Annotated in this window: 7 protein-coding genes, 1 tRNA gene and 1 pseudogene; 4 read left to right on the plus strand and 5 right to left on the minus strand. The window is 65.3% G+C overall.

The genetic code is table 11. The features are described from left to right. Positions 1-142: 142 nt before the first annotated feature. On the minus strand, positions 143-532 hold the full coding sequence (locus BCF44_RS54925) for a hypothetical protein (RefSeq protein ID WP_147328825.1): 390 nt from the start codon (positions 530-532) through the stop codon (positions 143-145). Continuing rightward, positions 532-7,464: an RHS repeat-associated core domain-containing protein gene (locus BCF44_RS40715; RefSeq protein ID WP_116179841.1), complete on the minus strand. Its 6,933-nt coding sequence runs from the start codon at positions 7,462-7,464 to the stop codon at positions 532-534. The genes BCF44_RS54925 and BCF44_RS40715 overlap by 1 nt, the downstream gene beginning before the upstream one ends. A gap of 414 nt (positions 7,465-7,878) precedes the next feature. Between BCF44_RS40715 and BCF44_RS40720 the strand changes: the two genes are divergently transcribed. Together BCF44_RS40720 and BCF44_RS40725 are read left to right on the plus strand one after the other, a co-directional pair. Beyond that, a complete protein-coding gene (locus BCF44_RS40720) occupies positions 7,879-14,031 on the plus strand; it encodes a LamG-like jellyroll fold domain-containing protein (protein ID WP_147328826.1) in 6,153 nt (2,050 codons plus the stop codon). Positions 14,032-14,441: 410 nt separating this feature from the next. Then, complete coding sequence (locus BCF44_RS40725; protein ID WP_116179843.1) at positions 14,442-15,845, plus strand: tyrosine-type recombinase/integrase; 1,404 nt, start codon at positions 14,442-14,444, stop codon at positions 15,843-15,845. A 109-nt stretch (positions 15,846-15,954) separates the two neighbouring features. Here the strand turns inward: BCF44_RS40725 and BCF44_RS40730 are convergent. The 3 genes from BCF44_RS40730 to BCF44_RS40740 form a co-directional block, all read right to left on the minus strand. Continuing rightward, positions 15,955-16,027, minus strand: a tRNA-Ala gene (locus BCF44_RS40730). A 153-nt stretch (positions 16,028-16,180) separates the two neighbouring features. Continuing rightward, positions 16,181-17,020 carry a DsbA family protein gene (locus BCF44_RS40735; RefSeq protein WP_170218023.1) on the minus strand — a complete coding sequence of 280 codons (840 nt, stop codon included), beginning with the start codon at positions 17,018-17,020 and terminating at the stop codon, positions 16,181-16,183. A gap of 78 nt (positions 17,021-17,098) precedes the next feature. Further along, positions 17,099-17,998: an alpha/beta hydrolase gene (locus BCF44_RS40740; RefSeq protein ID WP_211353454.1), complete on the minus strand. Its 900-nt coding sequence runs from the start codon at positions 17,996-17,998 to the stop codon at positions 17,099-17,101. A 68-nt stretch (positions 17,999-18,066) separates the two neighbouring features. Here BCF44_RS40740 and BCF44_RS40745 point away from each other — a divergent pair, with 68 nt between their 5' ends. Next, on the plus strand, positions 18,067-18,789 hold the full coding sequence (locus tag BCF44_RS40745) for a VIT1/CCC1 transporter family protein (protein WP_246016092.1): 723 nt from the start codon (positions 18,067-18,069) through the stop codon (positions 18,787-18,789). A gap of 4 nt (positions 18,790-18,793) precedes the next feature. Beyond that, positions 18,794-21,159, plus strand: a pseudogene (gene hrpB, locus BCF44_RS40750) (ATP-dependent helicase HrpB). The last annotated feature ends 6 nt before the right edge of the window (positions 21,160-21,165 follow it).

Here is a 21,165-nt window from a genome sequence, read left to right on the forward strand (position 1 = left end):
CGTCAAGAACTCCGGAGCGCTCGGCCATCGACTCCTCCACCCGAGCTTGACGCGGTCATGAAAGGCGACCGTACCACAGCAAATCGCAAGCCGGGCGGTTTCAACCGGCCGCCACACGATGGTTCCAGGCCAACTACTACAGTCAGGGCTGTTCCCACAATTGACCGTCCGGGTAAGTCGAGTCAGTTACGTACGTGCCAATGGTTCGAGCCGTTTCGACACGTGTAGTCAGCCACCGATTCGGCGTAGGTGTTTGCTGACCACCGAGCATCACCTCAGTTTCACCAACCGCCTCTGGCGATCCGACTAGCTGCTGAAAATCACCATCAACGAGCCGTGTAATTACATAGCCAGCCCGAGTGATACCAACAATCAGTTCTGCTTCATCACCGTACTCGGAAACGCCAAGCATCAAGATTACGTCATTGGACACAGCGAGTTCGTCAAGAAGGCGGTCAACGTCAGCAACTTCATTCAAATCCCGTTCGTCATGATGTTGACCTTGACCGTGAGTCTCAATTAGAACCCGCATCAGTAGCTCTTTCTTAGAGTTCGATACCCGCCGCCTCTAACGTACTGTCCAAGATATCCGTCAGGCCCAACCACCGTCAAGGTGTCGAGGTCGAGATTTTTTGCGTACCCAGCAAGACTGGATCGACAGTATCCACATGGATCTAGGCCGTCGACATAGAGGGTACCGTTCCCGCCGCGAACCCCCGCACGGGCGGCCTGCCCGAATGCATCGCCTTCGGCATGGGTCATGGATTGCGGCGTGACGCCAGCCGGTCGTGGGTAATTCTGCCCATGTCCGTTGATGCCAAAGTATTGTTGTCCATTGACATCGAGCCGAGATAAGACAACATCGTCACCCGACGGCGAGCCAAGGGATTGCCGCAATTTTGCAAGCGCATCGAGGCCGTCACAATTATGAACCAGTACCGGGACGCCGCCCGTGACAACGAAGTAAGTGTGCAAGTTGTCGATCGTGAGGTTGTATGTTCGAATGCTACTCGCAAAGCGCCATATGGATACGATGATTGCCGCTTTGCCGCTAATTCCGCCGAGTTTGTCGCCAGACCTAAGGTCTACAGCCGCAGTCCAGCTATGAGTAGTGTCGTCCCAGAACAAATGATGAGCAGTGACGGTGACAGTTTGAGAGCCGCCAACTGTCGCAACAGCAAGGCTAACAAAGTCCGTGTCAGTGTCAGTTACATGTACCGCGGTAACCACATGCCGCTGCAAGCTAGGACTGTCCGGATCGCTATTGGCAACATTGTCCCCGACCTTAATTGCCTGAATCGGCTCAGTTTTGCCGTCCGCCATTAGCACTTGGGTACCCGCGGCGAAACTATTGCAACCTTTCAGGGCGCCGAGTTCATCGAGCTCACCACCCATTCCGCCAATACCGCCGAGCCCGCCGAGCGCCATAGCCTGAAGAGCATCAGCGATCACCCAGCCCACCTTGGCAGCCTTGGCGTCAGCCGCACATTTTTCGGGATTCTCGATACAGTAGAAGGCGGCAATCCATTTCGCGCCCTCAATATCGTCTGGATGGGCCGTCAAATATCGATCGGCCTCTTCGCAGGCAAGTACCCCAAAGCACGCGTTAGTGCTCCCACCATGCCCGTTGCCGACTTGGAAATTCCAGTAGTCGCCATTCGGATGATAGATCGGCAGTGTGAGCTGGGCATTGAGAGTGATCTTATTGTCAGTAGATGGAGAATTTTGACCGAGCCACTGATTAACAACTCTCGACTCGTTCAACAATTGCGCCTGCGAATTTTGCCAAATCTGATGCCAGTTATCAATGGAGGCTTGCGTGGGGGCAGGACCGCCGGGCAGGCCGCCACAGCCGACGTTGTCCGGGCCGCAATTCATAAGTAGTCCGGTCGGATCGCTGCCGGTAACCGGATTGTTTCCCGCATAGTCGTAACCGTTGAGCTGGTTCGAGTCGGTGGCTTCCATGGCGGGATCGATCGTTAGGAAACGGCCCGTGGCTGGGTTGTACTCGCGGGCACCGAGGTTCTCTAGTTGTGTCGTCGGATCGGGTGTGCCGCCGACATAGCCACGGTCGCCAGGCCACGTGGTGGGTACAGTGCCGCGCGGGGTTCCGAAAGGCATGTACTGCCTGCGGGTGACCTTGTAAGTGCCTGAGTCGACGACGAGCTGATCGGTGCCCTGCCGATCGGGGACTAGGAACTGCGGGTTGCCGCTACTGACATTGCTGGTCCGCACTGCGATGGTGGTCCCGCCGATCGCGTAGTACCGAGAACCAGTCGCGCTGTGTGTGGTCGTGTCGAGCGTGAGCTGCTCGGTACCAAAGAAGAAGGTGGTCTTGCCGGGATCGCGCCGGACGATGAGGTTGCCGTCGGCGTCATAGACGTAGGAGCTACCGCCGGTGGCGGTGGTGTCGGTGGCCAGTTTGCCCTGGTCGTTCCAGGTTAGGGATTGGTCGCCGATAGGGCCGCCGCTGATCTGGGTGGTGTTGCCGGCGGCGTCGTAGTGGTACGAACCAGTGTTCGTGGCGGCGTCCGGCCCGGTGGCGCTGGTGTTGGATAACGTGTGGGGCTGGTCGGTGGCGGAGCCCGGTGCCGGATAGTTGTAGGTGGTCGTGGTGTCTTTGGTCTGGTCGCCAGCGATGTTGTGATCGACCTGAGTGGACCGGTTGCCGGCGGCGTCGTAGGCCCAGGACTGCCAGTACGGGCTGGGGCCTCCGACAGTCGTGGAGTTCCCGGCCGTGGGGGTCGCCGAGCAGTTGTCGGTGGCCGACCAGGCGCCGGTAATCCGGGTGGCGTAGTCGTAGGTGAAACATTGGGTGTCGGTGGCAGCTCCGGCGTTCTGGACGTCCTTTGTGGACGTCACTAGTCCCGCGCCTTTGGAGACCCCGTTGCCACTATAGCTGTAGGTCAGGTCGTCGACAGTTGGCGCGAAGGGCACGGTGGTCGTGACCTCAGTCAGCGCGTGGGTCTGGGCGTCGTAGCCGTTGTCGACCGTGATGTCCCCGGTCGCGCCGGTTAGGGTGTACCGCGCGGGCTGGCCGTATTCGGAGTATCCAACGGCTTTGACGAACGGCCAGGTGGCGCCGTTTCCGGGGCTGCCGTTGACCACGGTGCCCTTGAGCAGAATCGGTTCGCCGAAGTCGTCGTAGTCGGTCTGCACGTCTTCGTGGGGTAGTCCGTCCACGGCCGCATAGTTGACGTGGGTCGGATAGCCTTCGGCGCTGAAGCCGTATCCAGTGATCAAACCGTTGCCGGGCAAGAGACCGGCGGGCTCACCGCTCAGCGTTGTCTGTACCGCCCCAGGGGAACCGAACTGGTTGTAGGCGATCACCGCGCGGGTGTAGGTGTCCCCGCCGGAGTACGACGTCGTGCTGGCCGGGTAGCCCTTCGCGGGGGTGTCATAGGTCCATGCTGCGATCTGGTTAGCAGTCGACAGAGTCTTGGTGCTGGTGGTGTCGTATGTGCCGGTCTTGCGGTTGGCACCGTCGTAGGTAATGGTGGCTTGTTTGCCTCGCGCGTCGGTCTGAGTGATCAGTCGGCCGCCGTTGTCGTACGTGCTTGTGGTGGTGCCGGCATCCGGATCGGTTGCCGATGTCTGCTGACCCAGCAGGTTGTACTCGTAGGACCAACTGTTGCCGGCAGCGTCGACCACGGTGTGTTGCTTGCCGTTCGGGTAGTAGGTGTAGTGAGTGGCGCTGTAGTCCGTGGCCGGATCGGCCGGGTTAGCGGGCACGCCGCTGTGGTAGGTGTACAGGTCGGTCGTGCGGCCCCGGGCGTCAACAATCGCCGTAGTTGCTGGGGCGCCAGCAGGCGGGATCGTGGTCGTGAAGTTGCCGCCATAGACGTAATTCGTCTGCCACGTCTGACTTCCCAGCGAGTTGGCGATGGCGCTGGTCTTGCGGCCGGCGCCGTCATACGTAAAGCCCGTCGCCGACGGCACTTTATCGGCGCTAGCTCGCACATAGGTGGTCGACACCGGACTGCTGTTGAAATATGGGTCTGTGGCCTCAGAGACCTGACCGGTGTTGTTGTATTCCGTGTCGGTGATAAGGCGGCCGTTGTCGGGGGTCTGCTTCTGCGTTTCACGTGCTCGCAGCATCGCGTCGTACAAGGTTTCGCTGAGGCGGTAGCCGTTGCGAACGTTGACCGTGTATGTGTCCACGACGGACGGACCCGTGTTCGACACGGTGTAGGTGTACTTCGTTGCAGCGTCGGCCATGCCGGGCTTCAGGACGGTGGTCAGTCGGCCAAGCGCGTCGTACTGCAGCGTCGTCTTGTAGTTCGCCGCGTCAGTCTTGGTCAGCGGTAGGTTGCGTTGCGGATCGAACGTGACGTTGGTCGTCAGCTGCATCTGGTCCGTCGCGGCCACGGTGGTGGCCGTGGCGGTGGGTGCGGCACCCGTGGCCGGCGTGTAGACGGTCGTGGTCTTGTTGCCGTTGCCGTCGGTTTGCAGTTTCTGGCGACCGTACTGGTCGTCGGCAGTGGTCGACAGCGTGACCGGTGGGTCAGCGACGCCGTTGGTGTAGGACGCAACCTGTTGGGTCATCGACACGTCGCCGGCATTGGGCGGGGTGGTGAGCGAGGTTGCCTGGTCATAGAAGGTGAGGGCGTCGGACACCGCGTCGTGGGGGAACGTCGGTGTGGTGTCGCAGTTGACTGAGACGGTGGTGACTTCCGAGGGCTTGTCGAGGATCCACCGGTCGGTGTTGTCGTCGAACGATGTGGTCGTGCACAGGTCGTCCGCGGCAGTGGAGACGTCCCCCTGATCGTTGACCTTGGTGATACGGCCGTGGTCGTCGAAGGTGTTGTCTGTCTCCGTCTCGCGGACCGTGCCGTTGGACAAGCGGGTGAAGGACTTGGTGTCGGCGGTGCCGGTCAGGAAGGCTTGCTGAGCGGGCAGCCCAGTCAGGGCGTGGGTGGCGAGAGCTTCACTGGTCCAGGGATCGTTGATCGTGTCGCTGACGACATCGTCGCCGTTGTAGGTGACGGTTTCGTATGCGTCACCTTGGAACTGTTCGGCGTCTGCCGACGGTGTCACTGTGCGCAGGTTCGCCACACCGTCTGGCTGTGGTGGGGTCTGCCCGGCCATGCCACGGTAGTAGGTATAGGCCGTTTTGAGGACGGGGTTGGATCCGGTAGTGACGATCATCCCTTGGTAGCCGCGCCACTGGTTGTAGGTGCGCTGGTCGCTCGGGGTGAGGGGATTGTCGTTGTGGTGCCACGCGGGTGTGCCGATCGGGGTGTAGGCCGTGTGGATCTTGTTCGTGGAGCTGGTGTCGAGGGGATCGTCTTCCTCAACACCCGTGACGATGAATTTGTTGAACCAGTCCATGATCGGCGAGTTCAGAGTGGACGGCGTCCAGTAGGTCGGATAGCACAGTGATGTGTTGTTGGCCGGATCCGGTGTTCCAGAGGCGCAGCCCGGCGAGGAGTAGTCCACGGTGATGGTCTCGCCGGTCTCGGTGGTCACCTTCTTCAGGCGCTGACGGGTCAGCGGTGAGTAGCCGTTGTTGAGGTTGACCCGATTGCTCAGCGTCGTGCCGGTGAAGGTCACTGGCGGCAGGCTGATCGGGTCGGTGGAGCCGCCCGCGCTGGTATCCGTGCCGGTGTGGGTGATGGAGGACAGCCACAGCGACGGCGTTGTCGGGTCGCCGGTCGGTGGGAAGTCGTGGTCGAGCGCCCAGGTGTCGGTTTTCGTCTCGGTCGCGCCGACCAGGACGTCGGTCTCGATGCTCTGCAGCGTGTAGTTGGACCAGAAAGATGGGCCGTGCGCCTTGCAGTCCGCCGCGCCCGCAGCGCAGGTGAGGTCGTAGGGAACGTCTGGCCAGTTCTTCGCCGTGTCGGCGGTGAGGTCGGTGTTCGGGTCGCAGGTGAAGTCGGTGCAGCGGCCGGTCGAGGTAAACAGCACCTGCGCTGCGGGGGACGTGGTGTAAACACCGCCGTCACGCTGTCCGTATTGAATCTTGGCGAGGTAGCCGCCGCGGGTGTAACTCATGTTGGCCTGGGTGAAGGCCGGGTCATTGACCAGGGCGCCGGGGTGCGACGCGTAGCTGTTGGACTCGGTGTTGTAGAAGAACGAGACAACGTCATCGTGGGTGTCCTTGATGTAGTCAAGGTTCCACCGATAGGCCTGCATGCAGTGCGACGCTGAGAAGGTCGCGTTGTAGCAGGGCTGGTTGGCTGCCGTGGCGTAGACAGGTTCGGTCCACACAGAGTTGGTGGGCGTGCTCTTCTGATCACCGGGGTCGACGCCGGGCAAGTGGTTCTGACCGAAGACGTATTGGGTGCCGTCAGTGGTGGTGACGGTGAAGTACTCGCCGTTCTGGGCGCCGTTGCTGGCGCCGGTCTGGTACTGCACCCGTTGGCTGGGGTCATTCTGGGCCACATAGGTCCCGGTGGCGTCGTCCTTGATCAGGGCGCTGGTGCTGCCGTTCAACGAGAGCGTCAGCGTGTTGTTGTCCGACCAACAGTTGTCGGGTGTCTTCGTCGGGCCTGTGGGATTTTGGAAGCAGCTCTGGTAGGAGCGCTCGATGTAGCCGGGCGAGTAGTCCCAGCCATCGCCGATCCAGGACGCCTGGTTGTTCGTCGACGACGTCAGGCCGTCCACGGATTGAGAGTTGTAGGACAGTTGGAGCTTCGGTGAAAGCCCGCCGGGCACGGCGGGGACCGGGATGGGGTAGGACCAGGTGAACGCGTCAGTGGAGCCGCCGGCCTGCCACGACCCGGACGGCTTGAGCGAGGTCGCGCTGTAGTCGCCGCCGCTGCCCGAGTCGGCGGCATCCGCGGCCAGCACGATCTGGGCCGACTTGGCGGATCTGATGCTCGCGGGCAGGGCGATGTCGCCGCCGACAGTGCCGGCCCTGGCGTCGTTGGCCGACGGGATCGGCGACTCCGCGCGACATTCCGCCTTCATCGGGGTGCTCAGCGCACAAGCCGGCAGCTGCACCAGACGGAGCCGGGAGGACCAGCCGCCGCCATAGGCGTCGCGGAAGGCGCCGTAGTCCAGGTTGACGTGAACCTTGCTCGGCGTGGAGCCGGAGTCAGTGCGCTGCACCGAGAAGACGACACCGTGCACCCCCGCGGCAGCCGCCGCCTGTTTGCTGCTGACATCGACCTTGGCCGACGGCGCCGCATCTGCCGCCGCAGTCTTGGCCAGGCGCACGGGAAGGGCGCCGGCGCGCACTGCTGCTGTGGACGTCGTGGCTAGTGTCACGTCTGCGCTGCCCGATGGCCAACTCGGCGAGGTCGGTTGCCACTTGGGCATCTGTGGCGGCGCGGTGTAGCGGCTCGCCACCGGCTGCACGGGGATCGATTTGTCGTTCGGGTGGAACGGAGCCGGATCACTGCTGGTCGCGACGGCCGGGTTGGCGATGGCCGGCGCGAGCACAGCCGTCACCGCCAACACGATGCCTGCCGTGATGACTCGACCCTGAAATTTGCGCAGAGCGAACTTCAGCGACGCCACAGCGCCCTCCCCTTGCACCCTGGCCAACGAGAATCAGCTCAAACAACCCAGCAACCTAGCAGTCCAAGGTCACGTCGCGAAAGGACGGATCTTCGGCATTTCCGTACGCTCACCGTCCGCATTTGACGGCGGACCGCCATTAGTGCAATCGGGTTGTTCACCAACCATACATAAGGTTCTATACGAACAAAAAAGACAAACAAGACGCGCTTGACCTGCGTCATCGTCACAGAGGTCATCCGATATTACGTGATACACGTCACCTTGTGATCACTCTAGGTATTCCCCTCAAATTTTGATGCCGTGTGTCACGAGCGCGTTGTTGATCCGGCCTACACAACAAATAAGGGGGGCGTCGTGCACGGGAATAGCCCTGCGCACCGTAAGGCGATTCAGGCGAGAACAACGGTCTGTTTGGCCGCTGTCATCCTGACCTCAGCCAGCATCGTGTCGCCGCCAACTGCCGTGGCCGCCGCAGCAGCATCGATCCGCCAACCAGGCCCAATTCCGAAGTCCCCGGCCCCACCGTCCGGTCTGCGTCCCATCAAGGACGGCTACGGCGCGACGGCCGCCCAGAACGCCGCCCTAGCTACTGCCGCAACGCAAGCCCACTCCAGCGGCAAGTCAGTCGCAGTCGACAGGCTGACCACCGAGACGCAGCAGATCGTCGCGCGACCCAAAGGCGGCTTCGAACTCACCACGACGCCCCAACCAGTGCGCACGAAACAGAACAACTCGTGGGTGCCCATCGACACCGCGCTCCACCGCGGCCCGGACGGACGGCTCGCCCCTGCCGCTACCGCCTACGGAGCCGTCACGTTGTCCGCAGGCGGCAACGGTCCCTTGGTGACGACGAAGTCCGGGCAGACCACCTACTCGGTATCCTGGCCGACGCCATTGCCCGCACCGACGATCAGCGGCTCCACGGCCACCTACGCCAACGTGCTGCCTGATGTGGACCTCGTCGCCTCCGCCACGATCACCGGCGGCTTCTCCGAGGTGCTGGTCGTCAAAACCGCCAAGGCCGCGGCCAATCCGGCACTTGCCACGCTCACACTTCCAGCAACTGTCGCGAATGGTCACGCCCAGGAAGGCCCTCTAGGCGGTGTCCACATCACCGGCTCGGCGGGCGGCAACACACTCGACGCGTCCACCCCGTTCATGTGGGACTCGTCTACCACGGTGACTGCGCCTCAGGGCAAGAATGCGCCGCACACACCGACGGCTACCCAGGTGCATCCCGATGTCTCCGACGCCGGACACGCCGGGCTCGCCGCGCACCTGACGCCGATCCAGGCCCGGCCGGGCACGGCGGACTTGACGCTCGTGCCGGACAAGCACCTGCTCGCCGACAAGTCCACAGTATTCCCGGTCTACATCGATCCGACCTTCAACTGGCACAACCCTCCCGACGCCGACCATGCCCTGTCCACCCCAGCGTTCGATGAGGTCAAGCAGGGCGCGCCGTGTACCAACACATCGCTGTACAACAACAGTTCCGCTGACTACGGCGACAGCGGACACCTCGGCGTCGGGGTCAACGGGTGGAACTCCTGCTTCGGCACCATGCGCGCCTACTACCAGTGGCAGCTACCGTCCATTATCTGGGACGCGCACATCGGCAACGACGGAAACCAGCACGGCGCAACGGTCAACGCGCTGAAGGTGTATTCAGCCAGCTGCAGCACTTCGACTTACAACCTGCACTGGGCCGGTGCCATCGGACCCGGCACATCGTGGAGCACCCAACCCAGCTATGGCGGCTCGTTAGACCAGCAGACCGCCCCCGCCGTCGGCTGGTGTGGTGGTCCCGCGTCGGCCGCGATTGGATTCGACGTAACGGGTGCGATCGCGCAGTCCGCGGCCGCACACGCCGGCCAGATCACCTTCGTAGTCACCGAGGACGACGCTGAACGAACCCGAAGCACCAGCAGCTTCTCCCGACTCAGCGACAACCCGTCACTGCAGATCTGGTTCAACCGCGCGCCCGACACACCCGGCGACAACGAGTTGTCAGCGTTCTCCGGCTCCGACAACGCCGGCTGCGCCACCACGACGCCCTACCCCTACATGGGCAAAACGATCGTCACCAACACCCCCGTCCTGTCAGCGAACGTCACCGACCCCGACGACGACAACCTCCAAGCTACCTTCAAGTACTGGGTCGACGGCACCTCCACCACCCACACCGGCACCAGCGACGACACCCTCGCCTCCGGCGCCAACGCCACAATGCACCTCCCCGCCTCGTTCACCACCTCACTGACCAACGGACAAGTCGTCGACTGGCAGGTGCAAGTCACCGACGGACAGGACTGGAGCGACTGGTCACCCGTCTGTCACTTCATCGCCGAACCGACCGCCCCCTCCGCCCCCTCGATCACCTCCACCGACGGCCGCTACCCCACCGGCGGCAAAGTCGGCGCACTCACCGGCACCCCGGGCAGATTCACCGTCGGCTCGACCGGCGGCAATGTGGCCACACTCGTTGACGGCCTCGACCAAGCGCCCGCCACCAGCAACCCACCCGATAGCAGCACCATGTCCTTCAACGGCGGCACCGACATCGCCCCGGCCGGCCGGTGGCAACTCGCCGACGGCAGCGGAACATCGGCAGCTAACTCGGCCGGGAACACGCCCGCCACATTGTCCGGTGGCGCGACCTGGAGCACTGACCCCACCCGCGGCAAGGTCCTAACTCTCAACGGCACCAACGGATATGCAGCCACCACCACACCGGTGATCAAGACCGACGGCAGCTTCACCGTGTCGGTCTGGGTGAACATGGCCGCCAACACCGCCGCCGGCGGCATCCTCGGCCAGGACAGTGTCTTCGCCAGTGGCTTCTTCCTCGAGTACATCTCGGAGGACAAGAAGTGGTCGTTCTCCCGGCTGTCCAGTGACGACCTCAATGCCCCGGCCATCCGCGCCGAGTCGACCAGCACGGCCCAGCCCGGCGTGTGGACACATCTTGCCGGTGTGTACGACAACGCCACCGGCAAGATGACCCTCTACGTCAACGGCAAAGCCCAAGGCACCGCGACCGACAACACGCCCTACGCCGCCGACGGCGCGTTCAGCATCGGCCGAATCCAGTGGAACGCCACCCTAGGCGGCAACGTCACCGGCTCGGTCAGCGACGTACAGGCCTACCAGGCCGCCCTAAGCCCCACCGACATCGGCAAGGTTTACGCCGGCAGCACGATCGCCCCCGCCGCACGGTGGCGCACGACCGAAGGATCCGGCACGACCCTGGCCGATGCCAGCGGCAACAACCACCCCATCACGCTGACCGGCGGCGGTGTGGGCTGGACAAGCCCGACCGACAACACTCCGGCCATCACGCTGGCCGACCCAAACGGGTACGGCGCGACCGGCGGACCCGTGCTGGACACGCAGCAGAGCTTCACCGTGTCGGCCTGGGCAAAGGTCAACGACACGAACGGCTACTACGCCGTCGTAGGCCAGAACGCCGCCCACGTATCGGCGTTCCAGATCCGCTACTCGCCCGATGTGAACGCGTGGATCTTCGGCATGCCCACAGTGGACGCCACCGGCGACCATTACCAATGGGCGTTCACCCCTGACTCCGGCGCCCAAGTCGGAGCCTGGACTCACGTCACCGGCGTGTACGACGCGCAGGCCCACCAAATCAGCCTGTACGTCAACGGCACGCTTGCCGGGCAGAAGAAGGTGACCACAGTCATCCCGTCCCCCGGGCCGTTCCTGATCGGCTCTACCGTCTTCAACGACGGCGGGACGGCCTTCCTCCACGGCGCCATCTCCGACGTGCAGGCATACCAGACCGCACTGAGCGCGTCCGAGATCGCCGAGATCCACAGCGCGGCCACCCAGGCGATCGCCCCGAAATACCCCGGCCCACACACCCTCTACGGCTACGCCACCGACCCTGCCGGCAACATCTCCGGCTACCAGAGCTACTCATTCCTGGCCGGCAAGAACCCGAACACGCAGTGCCTGTCCCTGGCCGCCTGCTTCAACAACACCGCCACCATGCCCGACAGCGGCGCACAGCCCACCAGCGCCGCCGACGGCTACGCCTCATTCTCCTCCGACGACCTCAAGGCCGCCGGCTGGAACCCCGGCGGCAAACTCACCGTCAACGGCGCCACCTTCACCCTGCCGCAGTTCGGCACCGGCGCACCCGACAACGTCCTGGCCGCCAACCAAACCATCGGCTTCGACGCCACGGTCTCACCGATCGGCACCAGCGCGCTGGAATTCCTCGCCACAGCGACATACGCGAACCGATCCTCGACACCCGGCGATGTCAACCAGAACGACACAACTCCGTTCGTCCCCGCGGGCACGCCGATCGCCAGCAGCTACTGCTTCGACTCCACCAACCCCGCCGCCTGGTGCGCCCCGACCGGAACCATCAACTACGACGACGGCACCACGCAACCCTACTTCCTCACTGTGCCCGATTGGGTGTACGGACCGGCATCGCTCGCCGCGGTGACGCTTCCCCACCGCGACTACCTCGACGGCCACCAAGACACCCAGCAGCCCAAGATCTTCCCGTTCTCAGTACCTCTCACGGCGGGCAAGCACGTCACTTCGGTAACGCTGCCTGACGTCAGCACCACCGCCAATAGCGTGCAGGCACTGCACATTTTCGGCATGTCCACACGCAACACCACCACTTACAACGACAAGACCGGCCAGACCTGGACCGGCGCCTGGTCCGCCCCGACCGAGGGCGTGTTCAACTACGGCTCCACCTTCAACCAGGTCACCTTCCGTGACGCCGTGAAGCCCTCGCTGTCGGGCAACACCGTCCGTATCAAGTTCGACAACGCCCTAGGCATCACGCCACTCCAGATCGTCCACGCCACCGTCGCGCTGGACTCGGGCACCGGCTCGCCATCACCCGTCCCCGCTGGAAAGACAACGGACCTGAGCTTTGGCGGCGCCGCGAGCCTGACGATCCCCGAAGGGGGAATGGCCTACTCCGACCCGGTCAACCTGACCGTCGCGGCCGGCCACTACCTGCTGGTGTCCCTCAGTGTCAGCAACGCCGTGCCGTACATCGTCACCCACACCGACACCAACGACAGCGGCTACCAGTGGGTGACCCCCAACAACACCAAGGACGCGGCCGACGACGTCTCGGGGACACCGTTCACCCAGAACGGCCCAGGCGGCCGGTCCACCAACGTCGTCACCGGCGTGGACGTGGTCACCTCCGGCACACCTACACAGCTCGTGCTTGGCGACGGCTACATCGACCAGGCCCAAACCGGCCACGCACCTTCGGCATCGACCAACCTGGCCGGTCAGCTCACCGCGGTCGAGTCCACCGCGCAGGCCGCCTACGGCACCCTCGATGCCGGCATCGAGTCCAACCAAATCATGACCGACTACCCCGAGGCCAACGGCAGCGGACCAGCCGTCCTGTCCCGCATCGACCGCGACATCCTCGACCAACCCGGCATCAACACCGTGGTGCTCAACCAGGGTCTCGAGGACATCCTGTTCGGCCACACGGCGGCAGACCTCGAGGACAACGGGCTCAACCCACTCATCTCTTACCTCCTGAACAACAACATCAACGTGGTGTCCATGGGTCTGACACCCTGCGATGGCTACGCCGGCGACGGCGCGAACCCCAACGACACCTGCACCGCCGCCGTTGACCAGGAACGGGCAAAAGTGAACACGTACCTCGCGGACGGAATCAGTACCTCCGGGACGTGGTCGACACCGGCCTACATCTCAGTCAACGCCGACACCGCGGTCGGTGTGCCCGACGCCAACGGGGAAACCAAGCTCGACCCGAACGCCGATGGCGGCGACCACGTCAACCTCACCGACGCCGGCTTCGGCTCGCTCACCTCGGCCTACCTCGGGGCACGAGACAAGTGGCTGCTCAACGACGGCACCGCCACCAGCGACCCCACCATCGCCGCCGACAGCGCCAACACCACCACCAATCTCAGCCTGATCCACAATAACAAGGCGGGAAAGAACCAGGCGACACTCGCCGGCGCCGCCGCTTGGGCGGCTGACGGCACGTTCGGTGAGGTCCTCAACCTGGATGGCGCCACAGGCAACGCCTCCACCCCCAGCCAGGTTCTCAACACCAACGGCAGCTTCAGCATTTCCGCCTGGGCCAAACTCTCGACCACCGGCCACACCGCCGACATCATCAGCCAGGACGGCAGTCAACAGTCTGGCTTCGAACTCCAATACGACACCACCTACAACCGCTGGTCCTTCACCATGCCCACAGCCGACGTCGCGAACGCATCACTACTCCACGCGATATCCGACGCCGCGCCGACAGCCGGTGCCTGGACCCACCTGGTCGGCGTCTACAACGCATCGACACACACGATGTCGCTGTACGTCAACGGAACACTGCAATCGACCCAACCGACCAACAGCAGTCCTGTCGCCACGACCGGAGCCTTGGCTATCGGACGAGGCCAGGCAAGCAGCGCTGCAACAAACTACTTCCCAGGTACCCTGAGCACTACCCAGGCATGGGACTATGCCCTCACCCCAACCCAGGTCTCAGCCCTGTACAAGCGAATCAACTGAACAGACAACCCTGAGCGCCTCCCGGACAGCAGTTCGGGAGGCGCTCTGCTTTCCGCTCCGTCCCCAGTACTCAGCCCCAAACCTCGTTGACCCACGCAACCGTGATCACTGGACTGCCTAACTAGTGGCGCAAGTCAGCTTTTCCTACAGCCCGCTCTCAGAGTTGTTAGCGGGCCAGGCCAGTGTTGACGAGGCACCGATGACACCACACCTGCCAGCCTCCACGCGGCGACTTCAACCACCGCGTGTCCCATCCCCACCATCGACAGCACCCGCCAGCCCCCAAAGCCAAGGTGCGCAACAAATCAGGCACGCTGGCCGTTTTCGCAGCGGTGATCGAGTTGCGGACACGCCAACGACAGCGCATACCAGGTCTGTCCACATCCGACACCCATCCATGGGAGGACATCATGGCCTGGACCGAGAAGATCGGCCCGCACTCCTGGCGCGTGCGCTACGCCACCGACGACGGCAAGATCGGATCCCTCTCCGGATTCGACACCAGGAAAGCCGCCACCGACTACGCCAACCAGATCGAAGCCGACCAACGACGCGGCACCTGGCTGGACCCCAACGCAGGCAAGACCACGGTCACCGACTGGGCGGCATTGTGGACCGAGACCCTCGACGTGGAGACCCGCACCAAGGAGAACTACCTCGGCCGGATCCACAATCACATCCTGCCCCGCTGGGACACCACCAACCTCGGCGACATCTCCGCCCGACCACTCACCCTCTGGATCAAGCAGCTGCGGCAGCGTTACGCCGCCTCCACCGTGGCCGGCATTCTCACCGTGTTCTCGATGATGCTCGACGACGCCGTCGACGAACACCTCATCGCCAACAACCCTGCACTGGCCGTTCGCCGCCGAGCCCGACGCGGACGCCGCCGCGACACCGAACCCATGCCCATCGAGCGGATATGGGCCACCCCCGAGCAAGTCGTGCGGATCGCCGACCAAGCAGCCCTGCTCGGCACCCACAGCGACTGGCTACTAGTCATCACCGCCGGCTGGACCGGAGCACGCTGGGGCGAGATGACCGGCCTCCGCCGCGCCAACACCCACCTCGACGACGGCTGCATCGTCATCGACGCCAACACCGGCTGCCTACACGAGTCCGCACACACCATGTGGCTCGGACCAACCAAGACACCAGCATCAGCCCGCACCATCACCCTGCCGCCATTCCTCATCACCCTGCTCCGAGAACACCTGGAATCCACCGACTCCGAATTCATCTTCACCAGCCAACGAGGATTCCAACTCCGACGCAGCGACTTCGCCCGACGCATCTTACGGCCCGCAATCGACGGAAATCTCCACAAACCCAATGCGCCGGTACTCACTTATCCCGTGCAACCCGGCATGACTTTCCACGGACTACGACACAGCCACAAGACGTGGATGATTGCCGATGGCATCCCCGAGATCGCCCAAGCCCGACGCCTGGGCCACCGACTCGACAATCGGATCGTCGAGACCTACAGCCACGTCGCCCCAGAAGTCGAACGACGCCTCCTACGTGGCCTAGAACGCCGCTGGCACAAGGCCAGGAGCCTCACCGAGCACACCACCCCGCCACTGCCACGAGCAGCAAGCACCGTCGCTCTGTCTGACCCCCACCGCGCCGAAGTGGTGGGAAACCAGGCGGGATCACCGCGACATGTGCAATGTTCGCTCCAGCACTCAAAAAGCGCTGAGCCAGGGTCCAAAGAGTGCTCAGCGAGGCGCGCTAACACGCCCACTATCGATCACCACCACGATCCGGCAGCAAGATCGATCCTCCAGAAATCCTCCACCCCAGCAACCTGAATCGGTTCCGAGACGATCGCCAGCGATCAACAACCATTAGCAGCCAAATACAATAAAATCCTTGGGGCCCAACGGAAATTCCGTTGGGCCCCAAGGATTTGATCACGCGTGGAGCTGAGGGGACTCGAACCCCTGACCCTCACACTGCCAGTGTGATGCGCTACCAGCTGCGCCACAGCCCCGAAACGAGAGTCGAAACCCGGGTTGGTAGGTCCCTCATCTCGTAGGGCAAACACTACACGATGGGTCCGCGGGAAGTGAAATCGGGGGGTGGGGTTGGGCGTTGCCGCAGGTCAGGCCCGCCGCGCCGGGGCGGCGCGGCGGGCCGGGGGTGATCAGTTGAGGAGCTTGTCGAGCCACTGGGGGTCGGCATTGGTGTTGATGGTGGTGTTCCCGTTGCGCACGGTAGGCGTCCCCTTGAGGGACAGCGGCGGATTGAACGCGGCGTTGTACTGCTGCTGCACGAGCTTGCCGTACGCGTTGTTGTTGACGTCGCTGGTGAACTGCGGCGAGGTGATGCCGAGGCGCTTGCCGAGGCTGAGGAGCTGGGCATTGGTGTAGCCGGGCCCGCCCTCCTCGGGCTGCTGGGCATAGAGGCTGGCGTGGAAGTCGGCGAACTTGCCCTGCTTGGCGGCGGCGATCGCAGCATTGGCGGCCTGGGTGGAGAACCCGGGCGGCACGCTGTGGGAGTCGAGCAGGTTGACCAGGTGGTACTTGATCTGGAGCTTGCCGTCGGCCATGGCCTTGGCGGTCTGCGCCCCGGTGGCCTGCTCCAACTGGTCGCAGTACGGGCAGAGGAAGTCCTCGTAGACGTCCAGCTTGACCTTGGCGGTGTCGGGACCGGCGACCACGGTGCCGTCGTCGAGCACGGTGGCGGAGTACTCGCTGGGGGCCTTGGTCACGGCGATGGCGTCGGCATTGCTGGTGTTGACGGGCGGCTTGGCCTGATTGGTGTTGCCGCTGGTCACGATCACGGCGACGATCACGGCGACCGCCACCACGATCACGACGGCGACGCCGATGGCGATGTTGCGCCGGTCGTTGCTGGCGCCGCGGGCGGCGGCGAGCGTCTTGGCGGCGTTGGCCTTGCTCTGGGTCCGCTTCTGCTGAGTGCTGGGCGTCTTGGGCGCGTCGGCCCTGGTGTGTGTCCGCTTCTTGTTCTGGGCCGCGCCCACTGAACCGTCCTCCTCGTCGCGGGGCCGGCCAACTCGGCGGCCGAGTCCTGGCGAAATGCTACCGACGGACTCTTAGCGTCAGCTGAGAAGGCCTTTTCGCAACGCCGAGAGGCACTGCTCGAGCGCCTCCGACGCCGCCGGGACCAAGGGGGCATAACCGGCGAAGGAATGCACGAGGTGGTCGAACCGGACGACTTCGGCGGACTCGAGGCGGCGGCCGTAGTCCTCGGCCTCGTCACGGAGGGGATCGCGCCACACGGTGGCGATGAACGCGGGCGGTAAGCCGGTGAGATCCGGGGCGAGCGCGGGGTAGAGCGTCGAGGGGCGGCCAGAGACGTCACCGGCGTAGTACCGCAGGTAGGTGGCGAGATCGGCGGCGCCGAGCACGGGCGCGTCAGCCTGCTCACGTTGCGAGGGGAACTCACCACCGAGGGCGGGATAGAGCAGCAGCTGGAACCGCAGCGCCGGCCCACCAGAGTCCCGAGCCAGCTGCGTGAGCACGGCGGCGAGGTTGCCGCCGGCGCTGTCCCCGGCGACGGCGATGCGCGACGGATCCCCGCCGATCTCGGCGGCGTGCGAGCCGACCCACCGCAGCACGGCGAAGGAGTCCTCGACGGCGGCGGGAAAGGGGTGCTCGGGCGCCAACCGGTAGTCGACGGCGACGACGACGGCCTGCACGGAGCGGCAGATCCGCCGGCACAGGTCGTCGTGGGTGGCCAGCCCGCCGGTGCACCAGCCGCCGCCGTGCATGAACACCACGACCGGCAGGTCGACGGCCCCGGCCACGGGTTTGTAGACCCGCACGGGCACCGGTGTTGTCATGTCGATCACGTCGCCGACCTGGATCACCGGCCGCATCCGCTGCCACCGCCGGTTCAGGTCGTCGCGGACCGCGACCACGTCGACGCCGGGATCGGAGACCCGGGCGACCGGGAAAGCCTCGAGGAACTGGTTCAGTTCTGGGTCGATGTTCGGCACGCCTCTAAGGCTAGGCAACACTTCGCAAGGCTTTCCTCAGTCCATGGTGAATCTATTACCCTCCGAACGTGACCCAGGTTGACGAAACTGCGCAGAGCGAGGTCGGCCACACCCACAACGACCTGTCGGGCGGCTGGCTGCGGCCGGCGGTGTTCGGCGCGATGGACGGCCTGGTGACCAACATCTCACTGGTCGCGGGGGTCGGCGGCGGCGGCGCGAGCGCGCACGTCATCGTGCTCACGGGCATGGCGGGCCTGGTCGCCGGCGCGTTCTCGATGGCCCTCGGCGAGTACGCCTCGGTGCAGACGCAGAACGACTCGGTGCGGGCCGAGGTGGCCACGGAGCGCCGGGAACTGCGCGAGAACCCGGCGGCCGAAAAGGCCGAGCTGGTGCAGATGTTCACCGAGATGGGCCTCGCGGAATCGACCGCGCGCCAGGTGGCGGAGGAAATCCACGCGGACGAGGAATTGGCGGTCCGCGTGCACATCGAGCAGGAACTGGGCGTCAATCCGGACGACCAGCCGTCGCCGGTGGTGGCGGCGATCTCCTCCTTCCTGTGTTTCTCGGTGGGCGCGCTGTTCCCGCTGCTGCCGTTCCTGTTCGGCTGGGAGTCGCTGCTGGCCGGCCTGGGCGTGGGCGGCGTGGGCCTGTTCGCGGCGGGCGCGGTGGTGTCCCGCTTCACGACCCGCCCGTGGTGGTCGAACGGCCTGCGCCAGTTGCTGTTCGGCGCGGTCGCGGCCGGCGCGACCTACCTGGTGGGTCTGCTGATCGGGGTGGCTGCGGCAGGCTAGCGGGGTGCGACTCCCCGATCTGCCGGTACGCGCGGTACTCGATGAGCTGACCGACGCCCTCGACCGTCACGGCACGGCGGTCCTGGTGGCCCCTCCCGGCACCGGAAAGACGACTTTGGTGCCGCTGGCGCTACGAGGGCGGGTAGTGGTGGCGGAGCCGCGCCGGCTGGCGGCGCGGGCCGCGGCGGCGCGGATGTCGGAGCTGCTGGGCGAGCCGGTGGGCGGCACGGTCGGCTACGCGGTCCGCGGCGACCGCCGCACCTCGAAGCAGACCCGGGTCGAGGTCGTCACCTCGGGCCTGCTGCTGCGGCGCCTCCAGCACGATCCGGAGCTCGCCAATGTCGACACGGTCCTGTTGGACGAGTGCCACGAACGCCACCTGGACGCCGATCTGCTGCTGGCACTGCTGCTCGACGCCCGCGCCGGCTTGCGACCGGACCTCAAGATCCTCGCCACCTCGGCGACTGTTGCCGCGCAACGACTCGCACAGCTGCTCGGCGACGACACCCCGGTCATCGAGGCCAAGGCGCGCATTTTCCCCGTGGAGACAACGTATGTCCCGCCGGCTAGAGGCGAACGCCTGGAGCAGCACGTTGCCAGAACAGTCCACAAAGCACTGTCCGAAACAGACGGTGATCTGCTGGTCTTCCTCCCCGGCGTCGGCGAGATCCGACGGGTCACCGAGCGACTCAAGGGCCTGAACGTGCTGCCGCTGCACGGAAGGCTCAGCGCCAAGGCCCAGGACGAGGCGTTGAAACCCGGGCCCCACCAAAGGATCGTGCTCGCGACGGCAGTCGCGGAGTCCAGCCTGACGGTGCCGGGCGTCCGGGCGGTGGTCGACGCCGGCCTGGCGCGCTCGCCCCGGGCCGACCACCGGCGCGGCCTCTCCGGCCTGGTCACCACGCGCGTGTCGGCGGCGGTGGCCGATCAGCGGGCCGGCCGCGCGGGCCGCGAGGCGCCGGGCCGGGTGTACCGGTGTTGGCCGGAGCACGAGCAGGCGACGCTGCCCCGCTATCCGGAGCCGGAGATCCGCACGGCGGAGCTGACCCGCCTGGCGCTGGAGCTGGCCTGCTGGGGCACCCCGGACGGCAGCGGCCTCGCCTGGTGGGACCAGCCGCCGGCGGGCGCCCTGGCCGCCGGCCAGAGCACGCTGAAGGCCCTGGGCGCCCTCGATGCCAACGGCGTCACCGATCGCGGCCGCCGCATCGCCGAGCTGGGCCTGCACCCGCGCCTCGGCCGCGCCCTCCTCGACGGCGCGCAGGAGCTCGGCGCACGGCCCGCCGCCGAGGTGGTCGCGCTGCTGGACGACGACTCCGTCGCCAGGTCCAGCGATGTCGACACGGCGCTCCGACAGCTCCGCCAGGACCGGCCGCACAGCTGGCAACGCGAGGTCCAGCGGCTCACGAAGCTCGTCACCGGCCCCGACGCGACGCGGGACGACCCTGCGCTCGTCGTCGCCCTGGCCCACCCCGAACGACTGGCCAAGCGCAGGGAACCGGGCTCCCGCAGCTACCTGATGGCCGGCGGCACCGCCGTCGAGACGGACGGCCCGAACGACAGCGAGTGGCTCGCGGTCGCCGTCGCGGACCGTGAACCTGGCCGCGCGCACGGCAAGGTCCGGTTGGCGGCCCGAGCGGACCAGGAGTTGGCCGAACGGGCCGCGCCGGCGCTGTTGTCCGAGGCGGACGAGGTGATCTGGGCCACTGGCGACATCGTCGCCCGCCACGTCCGACGGCTCGGCTCGATCGTCCTCGTCGAACGTCCGATCGCCAGGCCCGATCCCGACCAGCTACGTGAGGCGCTGACGGCCGGCCTGCACAGGGAAGGCGTCGGTCTCCTGCGGTGGACGCAGGACGCGACCCGGCAGCGCCAGCGCATGGAGTTCCTGCACGCCCACCTGGGCGATCCCTGGCCGGAGGTTTCGGATGACGCCATCATCCGAAACCTCGACCTGAGCGCCGCGCGGAAACGGGCGGATCTCGCCAACATCAGCGCCCAGCACGTGCTCCAGACGATGCTGCCCTGGCCGGCGGCCGCCCGCCTGGACGAGCTGGCCCCGGACCGGCTCGAGGTGCCCTCCGGCTCGAAGATCCGCGTCGACTACACGGCCGAGGGCCCGGTCCTGCCGGTCAAGGTGCAGGAGGCCTTCGGCTGGACCGAGACGCCCCGGATCGCCGACGGCCGCGTGCCGGTGCTGCTGCACTGCTCTCCCCCGCCGGACGCCCCGTGGCCGTCACCGGCGATCTGGCGAGTTTCTGGCGGCAGGGCTACCCGCAGGTGCGCTCCGAGCTGCGCGGCCGCTATCCGAAGCACCCCTGGCCGGAGGATCCGGTGACCGCTACGCCGACTCGCCGGACGAAACTCCGTTGACCAGGG

The organism is Kutzneria buriramensis (genome assembly GCF_003387475.1).
Classification (GTDB): domain Bacteria; phylum Actinomycetota; class Actinomycetes; order Mycobacteriales; family Pseudonocardiaceae; genus Kutzneria; species Kutzneria buriramensis.

Bases quoted from the DNA above. Each gene is read 5' to 3' on its own strand.
- BCF44_RS54925 (WP_147328825.1), bottom strand. From the start codon at position 532: ATGCGGGTTCTAATTGAGACTCACGGTCAAGGTCAACATCATGACGAA.
- BCF44_RS40725 (WP_116179843.1), top strand. From the start codon at position 14,442: ATGGCCTGGACCGAGAAGATCGGCCCGCACTCCTGGCGCGTGCGCTAC.